Origin of the sequence: Streptomyces sp. NPDC088810, from assembly GCF_044750305.1 — a bacterium.
In the GTDB taxonomy this organism is placed as follows: domain Bacteria; phylum Actinomycetota; class Actinomycetes; order Streptomycetales; family Streptomycetaceae; genus Streptomyces.
The window spans coordinates 80725-94615 of record NZ_JBIVJQ010000015.1 but is presented as its reverse complement, the minus strand read 5'-3'; the positions used below and the strand labels follow the sequence as shown (position 1 = coordinate 94615).

At 70.1% G+C, this 13891-nt stretch carries 11 protein-coding genes; 4 read left to right on the top strand and 7 right to left on the bottom strand.

The window, feature by feature from the left end:
- Positions 1–70 precede the first annotated feature (70 nt).
- Both ACIP4Y_RS34695 and ACIP4Y_RS34690 read left to right on the top strand, forming a co-directional pair.
- Entirely contained in the window at positions 71–2236 is a 2166-nt protein-coding gene (locus tag ACIP4Y_RS34695) for a RecQ family ATP-dependent DNA helicase (protein WP_401400039.1), read from the top strand.
- A gap of 338 nt (positions 2237–2574) precedes the next feature.
- Positions 2575–3195 carry a hypothetical protein gene (locus ACIP4Y_RS34690; protein ID WP_401400038.1) on the top strand — a complete coding sequence of 207 codons (621 nt, stop codon included), beginning with the start codon at positions 2575–2577 and terminating at the stop codon, positions 3193–3195.
- 417 nt (positions 3196–3612) lie between these two features.
- Here the strand turns inward: ACIP4Y_RS34690 and ACIP4Y_RS34685 are convergent, their stop codons facing one another.
- The 3 genes from ACIP4Y_RS34685 to ACIP4Y_RS34675 all read right to left on the bottom strand — a co-directional run bounded on the left by ACIP4Y_RS34685 (position 3613) and on the right by ACIP4Y_RS34675 (position 5711).
- Positions 3613–4236: a hypothetical protein gene (locus tag ACIP4Y_RS34685; protein WP_358642487.1), complete on the bottom strand. Its 624-nt coding sequence runs from the start codon at positions 4234–4236 to the stop codon at positions 3613–3615.
- A 68-nt stretch (positions 4237–4304) separates the two neighbouring features.
- A complete protein-coding gene (locus tag ACIP4Y_RS34680) occupies positions 4305–5006 on the bottom strand; it encodes a ribonuclease HII (RefSeq protein WP_401400034.1) in 702 nt (233 codons plus the stop codon).
- Positions 5007–5087: 81 nt separating this feature from the next.
- Entirely contained in the window at positions 5088–5711 is a 624-nt protein-coding gene (locus ACIP4Y_RS34675) for a TetR/AcrR family transcriptional regulator (protein WP_401400031.1), read from the bottom strand.
- Between the two features lie 184 nt (positions 5712–5895).
- Here ACIP4Y_RS34675 and ACIP4Y_RS34670 point away from each other — a divergent pair, with 184 nt between their 5' ends.
- The gene (locus ACIP4Y_RS34670) at positions 5896–7446 is read left to right on the top strand and encodes an MFS transporter (protein WP_401400028.1); all 1551 of its coding nucleotides are present in this window, start codon (positions 5896–5898) and stop codon (positions 7444–7446) included.
- Between the two features lie 343 nt (positions 7447–7789).
- Here the strand turns inward: ACIP4Y_RS34670 and ACIP4Y_RS34665 are convergent, their stop codons facing one another.
- The 3 genes from ACIP4Y_RS34665 to ACIP4Y_RS34655 form a co-directional block, all read right to left on the bottom strand.
- Entirely contained in the window at positions 7790–8695 is a 906-nt protein-coding gene (locus ACIP4Y_RS34665) for an ADP-ribosylglycohydrolase family protein (RefSeq protein WP_401400026.1), read from the bottom strand.
- Positions 8696–8707: 12 nt separating this feature from the next.
- Positions 8708–9367, bottom strand: a complete 660-nt coding sequence (locus ACIP4Y_RS34660) for a histidine phosphatase family protein (RefSeq protein ID WP_401400023.1) — start codon at positions 9365–9367, stop codon at positions 8708–8710.
- A 150-nt stretch (positions 9368–9517) separates the two neighbouring features.
- Entirely contained in the window at positions 9518–10123 is a 606-nt protein-coding gene (locus ACIP4Y_RS34655) for a YdbC family protein (RefSeq protein WP_358642495.1), read from the bottom strand.
- A 152-nt stretch (positions 10124–10275) separates the two neighbouring features.
- Here ACIP4Y_RS34655 and ACIP4Y_RS34650 point away from each other — a divergent pair, with 152 nt between their 5' ends.
- Positions 10276–10809, top strand: coding sequence for a TerD family protein (locus ACIP4Y_RS34650; RefSeq protein ID WP_401400020.1), 534 nt, complete (start codon positions 10276–10278; stop codon positions 10807–10809).
- Between the two features lie 70 nt (positions 10810–10879).
- Here ACIP4Y_RS34650 and ACIP4Y_RS34645 read toward each other — a convergent pair whose 3' ends face one another.
- On the bottom strand, positions 10880–13774 hold the full coding sequence (locus tag ACIP4Y_RS34645) for a vitamin B12-dependent ribonucleotide reductase (RefSeq protein WP_401400018.1): 2895 nt from the start codon (positions 13772–13774) through the stop codon (positions 10880–10882).
- Positions 13775–13891: the final 117 nt, after the last annotated feature.

The window sequence follows — 13891 nt, the reverse complement described above, 5'->3', positions numbered from 1 at the left end:
CCGCTGTCGTCGTCCACAGCTTCGCCCCGGGCCCGCCCGGTTGTCGGTCCCGTCCTGTTGTATGGGACGCATGGAGCACACGAGCAACGCGGATCTCCGCGCACAGGCCGACGCCGTACTCGCCCGGCTCGTCGGGGATGCCACCGGCGCCGCCCGGCTGCGCGAGGACCAGTGGCGGGCGATCGAGGCACTGGTCGCCGACCGGCGCCGTGCCCTGGTCGTGCAGCGCACGGGATGGGGCAAGTCCGCGGTGTACTTCGTGGCGACGTCGCTGCTGCGGGCCAGAGGAAGCGGGCCCACGGTGATCGTCTCGCCGCTGCTCGCACTCATGCGCAACCAGGTGGAGGCCGCGGGCCGGGCCGGCATCCACGCCCGGACCATCAATTCCGCCAACACCGAGGAGTGGGAGGCCGTCCAAGCCGAGATCGCGGCGGGCGACGTCGATGTGCTGCTCGTCTCGCCGGAGCGCCTGAACAATCCCGACTTCCGTGACCAGGTCCTGCCCAAGCTGTCCGCCGCCACCGGCCTGCTGGTCGTGGACGAGGCCCACTGCATCTCCGACTGGGGCCACGACTTCCGCCCCGACTACCGCCGCCTGCGCACCATGCTCGGCGACCTGCCGCCCGGTGTCCCCGTGCTGGCCACCACCGCGACGGCCAACGCGCGGGTGACCGCGGACGTCGCCGAGCAGCTCGGCACGGGTGGCACCTCCGACGCGCTGGTGCTGCGCGGGCCGCTCGACCGGGAGAGTCTGAGCCTCGGCGTGCTGCGCCTCCCGGACGCCGCGCATCGGATGGCCTGGCTCGCGGACCATCTCCACGACCTGCCGGGCTCCGGCATCATCTACACGCTCACCGTCGCCGCCGCCGAGGAGGTCACCGCCTTCCTGCGGCAGCGCGGGCACACCGTCGCCTCGTACACGGGCAAGACGGAGAACGCCGACCGGCAGCAGGCCGAGGACGACCTGCTCGCCAACCGCGTCAAGGCCCTGGTCGCCACCTCCGCGCTCGGCATGGGCTTCGACAAGCCTGATCTCGGTTTCGTGGTTCATCTCGGCTCGCCCTCCTCCCCCATCGCCTACTACCAGCAGGTCGGCCGGGCCGGCCGCGGCGTCGACCACGCCGAGGTACTGCTGCTGCCGGGCAAGGAGGACGAGGCGATCTGGGAGTACTTCGCCTCGCTGGCCTTCCCCTCCGAGGACCTGGTGCGGCGCACGCTGGACGTCCTCGCCCGGGCGGACGGGCCCCTGTCACTGCCCGCTCTGGAACCGCTGGTCGAGCTGCGCCGCTCACGCCTGGAAACCATGCTGAAGGTCCTCGACGTGGACGGAGCGGTGCGCCGCGTCAAGGGCGGCTGGATCGCGACCGGGCAGCCGTGGTCGTACGACGCCGAGCGCTACGCGTGGGTGGCCCGGCAGCGCGCGGCCGAGCAGCAGGCGATGCGCGAGTACGCGACCACCACCGAGTGCCGGATGGAGTTCCTGCAACGCCACCTGGACGACGAGGGTGCCAAACCCTGTGGCCGCTGCGACAACTGCGCGGGCCCCCGCTTCACATCCAGCCTGTCCACCACGGCGCTGGACGCGGCGCGGAGCGACCTGGGGCGTGCGGGGGTGGAGGTGGAGCCCCGTCGCATGTGGCCGACCGGCCTCCCGGCCATCGGCATCGACCTCAAGGGCCGCATCCCTGCCGGGGAGCAGGCATCACCGGGGCGTGCCCTGGGACGCCTGTCGGACATCGGCTGGGGCAACCGGCTGCGACCCCTGCTCGCGCCCCAGACGCCGGACGCCGAGGTGCCGGACGACGTGGCGCGAGCCGTGGTCGATGTCCTGGCGGACTGGGCCCGAGGTCCCGGCGGCTGGGCCTCCGGTGCGTCCGACGCCCGGCCCCGGCCGGTGGGCGTGGTCACCGTGGCCTCACGCAGCCGGCCCCGGCTGATCCACTCCCTGGGCGCGCGAATCGCCGAGATCGGCCGGCTCCCGCTGCTCGGCTCGGTGGAATACGCCGGAGACGCGCCCCGATTGCCGCGCAGCAACAGCGCGCAACGGCTGAAAGCCCTCGACGGCGCGTTGACGGTGCCGCCCGCACTGGCGTCCATGCTGGCCGAGGCGCAGGGTCCGGTGCTGCTCGTCGACGATTTCACGGAGACGGGCTGGACCCTGGCCATCGCGGCACGCCTGCTCCGGAAGTCCGGGGCGCGCGGGGTGCTGCCCCTCGTCCTCGCGGTTCAGGGGTGACTGGCGCGTGGCCACTGCGCCGCCCGGGACCGAGCGGTGTGTTGTGGTTGGGCCTCGCGAGTCCGGGACGTCCGGGTGGCCGCTCGCGGCGGGTCGCCGGACGCTGACGGGACACGTCAGGCGTCATCAGCCAACCCTTTGGGTAGGGATATAAGCCACGCACCACCTGATAACAGTCGGCGGCCCCAATTGCTCGTTGCCGCAACCAAGTTCGACAGGAAGAATTGAGGTCCGCTCCCCGCACGGCTCGTCCGTGATCCGGTTGGGCTCCGCTGCGGTGCGCGCTCCCCCGAATCCGACCTCGCCCGCAGTGTGGGCGCGTAGCCGAAGGGAGGAACGTGACCTTCGGATTCGCCTCGTCCTCGGCGGCCTCTTTGTCGACGTCCGCGTCCGCCGCTTCCGCCAGTCGCCTGCTCGAGCCGGCCGAGTGGGCCGCCGCCGGAATCCCTCTGCTGCGCAACCCCCGAGAGGTCGTCAGCGGGCTGCACGCCCGCCACCACCCGAAGCCGCTCACGGCGATCGTGGCGGTTCTCGACCCGGACGAGCGGCTGCGGGCCAGCGCCTCGTTCACGCGCCGTCCGGCCCCGGCCGACGGCTGGATGTTCCGCAACGCGCTGCTGGCCCAGCTGCGCCGGGTGATCCCCCACGACCTGCGTCGCCGTACCCCCGTGCGCACGGCCGTCCTGCTCTACTGCCGGGAGGGCGACGCGCGTTGGACCGAGGAGGACGGCGCCTGGATGTGGGGGCTGCGCGATGCCTGCACACTGCACGGCCTGCGGTGCGGGGCGTACATCACGCTGACGCACGAGGGCTGGCAGGTGCTCGGCGAGGGCCGCGGCGGACGCCAGCCCAACGCGCACTCGGTACCGGAGCCCGTCGCCACCGCGGAGGCACCGCCGCTGGCGCCGCGCACCGGCGGCCCGGTCTCCGATGTGCTGCGCCGGGCGGCGGCCCGCTGACGAGAGCGAGGCCGGCGGTACGACGGCTCGTGCCGCCGGTCAGCGGCACGAGCGGCGCTCGGGGCCGGTGTGGCGATGACCGGGGCGAGCCGACATGCACCGCGAACCGCGCCGAAGAGCACAGACGGGCTCGCGCCTGCAGTTCCGGCACGAAATCAGCTCCGGAAGCGGCCCGGCGCGGTCGTCTGCGCCACGGCTGCGCAGGCCGGCCGCACGCTTCGGCCTTGGCGCGCCACCACGGCGAGCTGGATCAAGCCCGCCGGACAACCCCGGTGCCGCTCCCCGGCGTACCCAGGGGAGCAGCCTCACCACCATTACGACGGCAGCCCGTCATCCGGGCATGCCAAAAGCCGCACCGTGCGGATTCCGCCGGAGCGGCTCCTTCGGCACCCCGATGTCCCGAGGGCCGGGCGCGGCTCAGACGCCGGCGCCCAGCACCGAGTTGATCTGCTGCGGGTCGCCGCAGACGATCAGCAGTGCACCGGCTCGGGAGTGCGCCAGCGGGAGGGCGGTGGCAGCAGCGGAGGCGGGACCTCCGTTGACGGCCACGACGACCACCGGGCGGGACGCGGCACGGGAGGCGACGGCGGCGTCCGCATAGAACACGTCGTCACCGGCGTCGTGCTGCGCCCAGTAGGACGCTTCGCCGAAGGACAGCTCGTGCTCGGCCCACGGGTGCTGGGCACCAGTGGTGATCACCAGCACGTCACCGGGGGCACGGCCCGAGTCCAGGAGCAGGTCCACCGCCTCTTCGGCGGCGTCGAGCGCACCCTCGGCCGAGGCCGGGATCAGCTGGATCTGCGGGCTCGCCGCGGTGGCGGCGGGAGCGGCCGGGCCGGGATTGGCCGGAGCCACGTCACGCGGCGTGCGCTGCACCGGAGGCGTGGGCCGCAGAGGGCCGGGACGACCGGGGCGGGACGGAGCCGCGGGGCGGGGGCCGGGTACGGGGCGGGGGGTCGGCGCGGTACGGCTGCTGGCCGGAGTGGCGCGGGGACCCTGGGCACTCTCGTGAATCTGAGGCTCCTCGGGAATGAGAGGCATGAGCTGATATTTATCAAACGTTGGTGCGGCGCGGATGACCGGGTGGCACATCAGTGCGAGCGGAACCGTCAGAAATCGAAGCCGAGCTGACCCTCAATTTCCGGAACGCTTCCGTCCGCCCAGCTGCGGACCTTCTTGAGGTGCCGCCACTGAGGCAACGCATCAAGATACGCCCACGACAAGCGGTGGTGCGGGGTGGGCCCCCACTCCGCCAGTGCGGCCTTGTGCACGGGCGACGGATACCCGGCGTTGTCCGCAAATCCGAAGTGTGCATGGTCGACACCCAGTTCGGCCATCATTTTGTCGCGCTGAACCTTGGCGATCACCGACGCCGCCGCCACGGCCACGCACGACCGATCGCCCTTGATCACTGTGCGCACCCGCCAGGGGGCACCGAGGTAGTCGTGCTTCCCATCGAGGATCACGGCCTCGGGACGGACCGGCAGGGCGTCCAGCGCACGGCCCGCGGCCAGCCGCAGCGCGGCCGTCATCCCCAGGTCGTCTATCTCCTCGGGGGAAGCATGCCCCAGCGCATAGGCCGTCACCCACGACTGCAGGGTCTGGGCGAGTTCCGTGCGCCGCTTGAGGGTCAGCAGTTTGGAGTCGGTCAGCCCCTCGGGCGGTCGGCGCAGTCCGGTGATCGCCGCGCAGACGGTGACGGGCCCGGCCCAGGCGCCGCGCCCCACCTCGTCGACACCGGCAATGACCTTCGCTCCGGTCGTGGCGCGCAGGGAGCGCTCGACGGTGTGAGTAGGGGGTTCGTACGGCATGGCGCCCTTAGCGTACGCCGCCGCCATCGCCGCGCGACACCCCGGCCACCCGGCCCGCGCCAGGAGAGCCGGCGCGGGCGATCAGGTCCCGTAGGGCCGCAGCAGCGGGAGCATCAGCTGGTCGACCATCTCCGCGAGATCCTGATCACTCCATTCGCTGCCGCACATCTTCGATCGATACATCATCATGGCCGGAATGGCGTCGAAGACGTATCCGTTGGCCGCGTCCGCACGGACCTCTTCACGCTCTATCCCGCGGGTGATGACCTCACGAAGGAGCTTGACGGTGGGCTCCACGACGCTCCCGAAGATGACCCCTTCGAATCGCGCGGCTTGCACATGGTCGCATTCGTGAATGACTGAACGCAGCGCGACACCGGGGCGGGAGTACATGATCTCCCGCACCTGTCGGCACAGGGTGAGCAGGTCTTCGCGCACGCTGCCGAGGTCCGGAGCCTTCTCCACCTGGGGCAGTCCGGACACCAGGGCATCCGCGACGAGGTCCTCCTTGGAGGGCCAGCGGCGGTAGACCGCGGCCTTGCCGGTCTGGGCGCCGGCCGCGACGCCCTCCATGGTCAGCCCCTTCCAGCCGACCGTACTGAGCTGTTCCAGAGCGGCGTTCAGGATCGCGCGCTCCAGTACCGCACCGCGCCGACGAGGGGAAGCCGTCCGGGCAGGCGCGGCCGTCCAGCGCGAGGTAACCATCTGTGTTTCTCCAGCATGCGTGGGAAGCGGGGATTCCGGGGCAGTGGCGCCGCGCTGCAGCAACAGGGGGACGCGGGACGCGACGCGCGATTAAGTGAACGCTTGCGTTCACTGTTGGGGACTCACTACCGTGGACGCGACAGTGAACGCGAGCGTTCACTAATGCCATTAGGGGGGACCCATAGTGACGACCTCTCAGCTGCTCAAGGACGACCGGAAGCCGGGCATGGCCCGCCGGGAGGGGCATCCCGGCATCGCACTCACCGTCATCGCGGCCTGCCAACTCATGGTGGTACTCGACGCGACGATTGTGAATATCGCGCTCCCGCACATTCAAGACGCTCTCAAGTTCAGCACCACCGACCTGACTTGGGTGGTCAGCGCGTACACGCTCACCTTCGGTGGCCTGCTGCTGCTCGGCGCGCGAGCCGGTGACATCCTCGGCCGCCGCCGGGTGTTCATGGCCGGCATCCTGCTGTTCACCTTCGCCTCCCTGTTGGGCGGTCTGGCCCAGGAACCCTGGCAGTTGCTGGCCGCACGAGCCCTGCAGGGCGTAGGTGGCGCGATCGCGTCGCCCACGTCGCTGGCGCTGATCACAACGACCTTCCCCGAAGGTCCCGAACGCAACCGGGCCTTCGGGGTGTTCGCCGCCGTGTCCGCGGGCGGCGGGGCCATCGGCCTCCTTGCGGGGGGCATGCTCACCGACTGGCTCGACTGGCGGTGGGTGCTCTTCGTCAACGTGCCCATCGGCGTGCTGATCGCCTCGCTCGCGCCGCTGTACATCAACGAGTCCGAGCGGCACCCGGGACGCTTCGACCTCACCGGTGCGCTGACCTCCACCGTCGGCATGGCCTCGCTGGTGTACGGGTTCATCCGCGCCGCCGAGGACGGCTGGCGCGACGGGCTCACCCTCGGCTCCTTCGGGGCGGCCGTGGTGCTGCTGTTCGCCTTCGTCGTAACCGAGATGCGGGCGAAGGAGCCGATCACCCCGCTCAGGATGTTCGCCGACCGCAACCGCTGGGGCACCTATGTGATCATGCTGAGCCTGGCCGCGGCGATGTTCGGCATGTTCTTCTACATCGTGCTGTTCGTGCAGAACGTGCTCGGCTACAGCGCCATTGAGGCCGGTGTGGCCTTCCTTCCCGTGACAGTCGCGATCGCGGTGGGTGCGGGTCTGTCGCAGCGCTTCCTGCCGGTGCTCGGCCCCAAGCCGTTCATGATGGGCGGCTCGGCGCTCGTGGTGATCGGGCTGGTGTGGCAGACCTTCATCCGACCCGACAGCACCTACGTGGGCGGAGTACTGGGACCCATGCTGGTCTTCGGCTTCGGCATGGGCCTGAACTTCGTGACGGCCACCGTCACCGCCGTGTCCGGTGTCGCCCCGCACGAGGCGGGCGCGGCTTCGGGGCTGCTCAACGCCATGCAGCAGGTCGGCGGTTCGCTCGGACTGTCCATCCTGACGACCGTCTTCGGTTCGGCCAGCACGGACGAGGCGAAGAAGCAGCTGCCGAAGTTCCTCGCCGGAGCCTCGCCGGAGCAGAAGGCGCGGTTCGCCGAGACGCACCAGCTGCCCGCGCCCTGGGGGCACGAGGTGCTCGCCCACGGCATCTCCACCGCCTTCATACCGGCCGCCGCGATGGCCGCGCTCGCCTTCCTCACCGCCTGGCTGGTACTGAGGGTCCGCAAGAGCGACCTCGACTCCCTCGCGGGCACGGCGGGCCCGCACCTCGGCTGATCCAGGCCGGGCCGCGCGAAGCCGCGGCCGACCGGACCGCTGCCGGGGGGCAGACGGCGCACGCGGCGGTCCGGTCGGCCGCACTACGGCCACCAGCACACATGCCGGAACGAGGAACAGGGCGAGAAACAGAGCCGGGACCAGGCGCAGCACCGGCACCGGTGAGACGATCGCCATCGCGCCCCTCCGTCCCTCGTCGTCACGGCTCCGCCGGCCCTCGCCCCCACGGACGGGAAGCACGGCGGATACCGGAAGAACGGGCGACGGTCACGCAGAGTTCCCGACGCGCACGGAGAGTTTTCCTGCGGTGGGTGCAGGTCCGGCGCCGGGCCGGCCGACGCCGTCAGACTCCCGTGGGCACCCAGTCCGGCAGAGCCTCGGTGCGCTGCACCCACTCGGCGGGCGGTGTCCCGGCCTTGCCGGCGGCGAGTACGCCGCCCACGATGGCGCAGGTGGTGTCGACGTCCCCGCCCACCTGGGCAGTCGTCCAGAACGCCGTCTCGTAGTCCCCCAGGGCACGTGCGGCGGACCAGAGGGCGAAGGGGACGGTGTCATGGGCCGTCGTACGGCGTCCGCAGCCGAGGACGGCCGCGACAGTGCCCGCGTCGCCGTAGTCGAGCATGTCCCGGGCGCGGCGCAGGCCTTGGCCTACCGCGCTCTTCGGCACGAGTGCGACGACGCCGTCCAGGAGGGCCTCGGGGGTGGGCGGCCCGTCCGGCGAGCCGGCCAGTGCCGCCGCGGCGGCCACGGCCATGGCGCCGACCACGGCCTCCCGGTGCTGGTGGGTGGTGTAGGCCGAGATCTCCGCCTGGTGGGTCGCCTGCTCGGGATCGTCCGCGTACCAGGCACCCAGAGGCGCGATCCGCATGGCCGCGCCGTTGCCCCAGGACCCCTGTCCGTTGAAGAGGCCGGCAGCCAGCTCGCGCCAGTCCCCGCCCTCCCGGACCAGCCGCAGCAGCCGGTTGACTGCAGGGCCGTAGCCACGGTCGAAGTCGTGGTGCTCGGCGAACGAGCGGGCGAGCGCGTCCTGGTCGATGCGTTGATGGGCGGCGAGGACGGCGACCACGGAGCAGGCCATCTCGGTGTCGTCCGTCCACTGCCAGGGTCCTGCGGGCAGCTCACGGCGCTTCAGCAGGGGATAGTTCACGGGAACGAAGAACTGGGAGCCCAGTGCGTCCCCCACGGCCAGGCCACGGAGGCTCACCAGGGCGCGCTCCAGGCGCCCGAGGGAAGAGGAGTCAGCGGTCATCGCCCTGCCACTCTATCCGGTCACCCAGTACGGGTCAGGCTCCCGCCAGCGCTCGAAGGGCCGGTCGAGTGTGTACTTGCCGTCCTCTCCCAGAACGAGCACCCGCATCTCTGCGTTCCCGGGATTGGCCAGGGACTCGAATTCCGCGACCGTCCAGTGGAACCAGCGCATGCAGAACAGCCGCATCGCGAGCCCGTGCGTCACGAGCAGGACGTTCGGAGGATGGTCGGGCGCCTCGAAGCTGCGGAAGAGGCTCTCCAGGAAGCCGCCGACCCGGTCGTACACGTCGGCGCCGGACTCGCCCTGGGGGAACCTGAAGAAGAAGTGGCCGTACGCGTCGCGGTAGGCCTTTTGCAGGCGCACGTCGTCACGGTCCTGCCAGTTGCCCCAGTCCTGCTCGCGCAGTCGGGGTTCCTCCCGGACACGTATGAGGTCGGGGTCGAGGTGGAACGCGTGAAGCGTCTCGTGGGTGCGGCGGTACGGGGAGACGTACACGCTCACGCGTTCCCGGCCGAAGAGCTCGCGGAGCCGCTTGCCGGTCTCCTCGGCCTGCCGCCAGCCGCGCTCGGTCAGCGCGAGGGCGTGGTCGGGCTCGCGTTCGTACACGGAGTCGTCGACGTTGCCCGTTGACTCGCCGTGTCGGACAAGGACGATGCGCCGTGGTCGTGCCATGCCGAAACCCTAGATCGAACGGCGGTGAGTCGAGCACTCGTACGGCCCTCATACGGCGTAGGTCACATGTTTCGCGTGTCCGGGACCGTCTGCGGGCCTGGCGTACGGCACCTCACCGCGGTGCATTCGTTCATCAAACCAAGGGACGGCTCAAACCGTCCAGGACGGCTCCAGGTCCACGATGTCGCCGGAGAGCGCCGCGACGTCCGCCTCGGTCTGGGCACGCAGCGCTAGGCGTTCCACACGCTCCGTGCGGTACTTGCCGTGCTCGGCCGCCGAGCGCCACATCGACAGGATCAGGAACTCCTGCTCGGGGGCCTCGGCGAACATGCCGCGGATCATGCCGGGCGAGCCGGCCATCGCGGGGTTCCAGACCTTCTCCTGCATGAGCGTGAAGTGCTCGACGCGCTCCTCGTGGATCCGGCACAGCGCCACGCGGATCAGGTCCGCGTCGGTGAACCGCGGCTCGAAGCCCGTCTTCACATCGAAGCGGTACTCGAACAGCTTGGCCTGGGCGTCCTTGAAGGTGCCGGACTGGGCGGCTGCCAGGCGGTCGTGGGAACGAGCCATGAAGGAGTCGTAGAAGGCACGGCTCTCCCAGAAGGCGAAGATGTGCACCACCCCCGGTCGCTGCCGGCTCCAGCCCCCGCCCTGTCCCCGAAAACCCGGCTCCCCCAGAAGCCCCGCCCATTTCCGCTGCCCCCGCTCGAACCCGCGGCGGTCCACCACGGTGCAGCGAATCCACTTGACCAGCACCGCGCCATCGTAAGGCCAGCGGGCGTGGCGTCGGTCACGCTCCGGCGGAGATCGCCCGAGCATGCGCCCCCACACGCGTGGCACGATGGGCAAGGAACCCCGACGGATGGGGAGTTGGTTCGAGCGAGCCACAGGGGGAAGGGAAGAGCCTGGTGACCGGCTTCAGTAAGGGAATCCGCAAGGTCGAGGTCGCGCTCAAGTGGGACCCCAGTCCGGCAGGTCGCCCGCCGACCGATCTCGACATCGTCGCCGCGACCTTCTCGTCCGGCGACCCGTACGGAGCGCCGGCCTATCTGGTGCACTTCGACAGCCGTTCGCCGGACGGCACGATCCTCCTCAACCGTGACAGCACCGACGGCAGGGGTTTCGGCTGGGACGAGGTCATGACGCTCGAACTGGACCGCCTGAGCGACCGCTACGCGCGCGTGGTGGTGGGTGTCGTCATCCAGCAGCGGTCCGGGCCCAAGACGTTCGCCGACGTGCTCGGTCCCGCCGTACGCGTCCGTGAGGGCTACACCGTGCTCGCCGAGGACGACTTCGGTTCGGTCCTCGCGTCGACGGCCGCCACGATCGCCGAGTTCGTCCGGGACGACGCCGCCGACTGGACTTTCCATCCCGGCGTGCGCGGCTTCGACGAGGACCCGGCGGCCTTCACCCGGGTGATGGGCCGGGCGCACCGGTCCTGATGCCTTCCTCCCGTACGAGTAAGGGGCGCCGGCAAGGGCCGGCGCCCCTTACTTCACGAGCGGCGTGTCATCAGCTGCAGCCGCTGGTCGAGCCGCAGCCCTCGCAGATGTAGCAGGAACCGGCCCGCTGCATCTTCGTACCGCAGGAGAAGCACAGCGGGGCGTCGGCCTGAATGCCCAGCTGCATCTCCACGAGCTCGGCGCTGGTGTGCGCCTGGCGCGTGGCGGGCTTGGCCGCCTCCGACTCGGCCTTCGGCGTGGCGACCGCCTTCAGCTCCTGGGCACGCGGGGCCGACTGGGCCAGACCCTCGACGTCGACCTCGTCGTCGGCCGGCTCGTACGAGCCGGTCTCCAGGTGACGCTGGCGCTCCTCGGCGGAGTGGATGCCGAGCGCGGAACGGGTCTCGAAGGGCAGGAAGTCCAGCGCCAGGCGGCGGAAGATGTAGTCGACGATCGACTGCGCCATCCGCACGTCGGGGTCGTCCGTCATACCGGCCGGCTCGAAGCGCATGTTGGTGAACTTCGAGACGTACGTCTCCAGGGGCACGCCGTACTGCAGACCGACAGAGACGGCGATGGAGAAGGCGTCCATCATGCCCGCGAGGGTGGAGCCCTGCTTCGACATCTTCAGGAAGACCTCGCCGAGACCGTCGTCCGGGTAGGAGTTGGCGGTCATGTAGCCCTCGGCGCCGCCGACCGTGAAGGACGTCGTGATGCCGGGGCGGCCCTTCGGGAGGCGCTTGCGGACCGGGCGGTACTCGATGACCTTCTCGACCGTCTCGCGGATGGTCGCCTCGGCCTTCTCCGTGACCTCGGCCTTCTCCTTCTCCTTGGTCTTGGCGGAGAGCGGCTGGCCGACCTTGCAGTTGTCGCGGTAGATCGCGAGCGCCTTGACGCCCAGCTTCCAGGCCTCGAAGTAGATCTCCTCGACCTCCTCGACGGTCGCCGTCTCCGGCATGTTGACCGTCTTGGAGATGGCGCCGGAGATCCACGGCTGGATGGCGGCCATCATGCGGACGTGACCCATCGGGGAGATGGCGCGCTCGCCCATGGCGCAGTCGAACACCTCGTAGTGCTCGTGCTTGAGGCCGGGGGCGTCGATCACATTGCCGTGCTCGGCGATGTGGGCGACGATCGCCTCGATCTGCTCCTCCTGGTAGCCCAGGCGGCGCAGGGCCTGCGGGACGGTGCCGTTGACGATCTGCATCGAGCCGCCGCCGACCAGCTTCTTGAACTTCACCAGCGCCAGGTCGGGCTCGACACCGGTGGTGTCGCAGGACATCGCGAGACCGATGGTGCCGGTCGGCGCGAGGACGGACGCCTGGGAGTTACGGAAACCGTTCTTCTCACCGAGACGCAGGACGTCCTGCCAGGCCTCCGTGGCAGCGGCCCACACCGGGGTGTCCAGGTCGTCCATGCGGACAGCCTTGCCGTTGGCGTCGGCGTGCTGCTTCATGACGCGGTTGTGGGCGTCGGCGTTGCGGGCGTAGCCGTCGTAGGTGCCGACGACCGCGGCCAGCTCGGCGGAGCGGCGGTAGGCCGTACCCGTCATCAGGGAGGTGATGGCGCCGGCCAGGGCGCGGCCGCCGTCGGAGTCGTAGGCGTGGCCGGTGGCCATCAGCAGGGCGCCGAGGTTGGCGTAGCCGATGCCGAGCTGGCGGAACGCGCGCGTGTTCTCGCCGATCTTCTGGGTCGGGAAGTCCGCGAAGCAGATCGAGATGTCCATCGCGGTGATGACCAGCTCGACGACCTTCTGGAAGCGCTCGGCCTCGAAGGACTGGTCGCCCTTGCCGTCGTCCTTTAGGAACTTCATCAGGTTCAGCGAGGCCAGGTTGCAGGACGTGTTGTCCAGGTGCATGTACTCGCTGCACGGGTTCGACGCGGTGATCCGGCCGGACTCGGGGCAGGTGTGCCAGTTGTTGATCGTGTCGTCGTACTGGATGCCCGGGTCGGCGCAGGCCCAGGCGGCCTCGGCGATCTTGCGGAAGAGGGCCTTCGCCTCGACCTCCTCGATGACCTCGCCGGTCATCCGGGCGCGCAGGCCGAACTTGCCGCCGTTCTCGACCGCCTGCATGAACTCGTCGTTCACGCGGACCGAGTTGTTGGCGTTCTGGTACTGGACGGACGTGATGTCGTCGCCGCCCAGGTCCATGTCGAAGCCCGCGTCGCGCAGGACGCGGATCTTCTCCTCCTCCTTGACCTTGGTCTCGATGAAGTCCTCGATGTCGGGGTGGTCGACGTCGAGCACGACCATCTTGGCGGCGCGGCGGGTGGCACCACCGGACTTGATGGTGCCGGCGGAGGCGTCGGCGCCGCGCATGAAGGAGACCGGGCCGGAGGCGTTGCCGCCGGAGGAGAGCAGCTCCTTGGAGGAGCGGATGCGGGAGAGGTTCAGGCCGGCGCCGGAGCCGCCCTTGAAGATCATGCCCTCTTCCTTGTACCAGTCGAGGATCGACTCCATGGAGTCGTCGACGGACAGGATGAAGCAGGCGGAGACCTGCTGGGGCTGCGGGGTGCCGACGTTGAACCAGACGGGGCTGTTGAAGCTGAAGATCTGGTGCAGGAGGGCGTACGCCAGCTCGTGCTCGAAGATCTCGGCGTCGGCGGGCGAGGCGAAGTACTTGTAGTCCTCACCGGCCTTCCGGTACGTCTTCACGATGCGGTCGATCAGCTGCTTGAGGCTGGTCTCGCGCTGCGGGGTGCCGACGGCACCGCGGAAGTACTTGCTGGTGACGATGTTGACCGCGTTCACCGACCAGAAGTCGGGGAACTCGACGCCACGCTGCTCGAAGTTGACCGAGCCGTCGCGCCAGTTGGTCATGACGACGTCACGGCGCTCCCACGACACCTCGTCATACGGGTGTACGCCGGGGGTGGTGTGGATGCGCTCGACACGCAGCCCCTTGGTGGCCTTGGCGCCCTTGGCTCGGGAACCTCGTGCCGGACCGCTCGCCGTCTCTGTCATGCCGCCTCCCTGTACGGGCAAAAACGCCCTGAAGTGCCCATTTGTTCCCGTGGGCACGTGTTTCTGTCTGTCGTTGCGGGCACCCTCAGCTGCCGCCCGCAACAGGTCTTTGGTCGC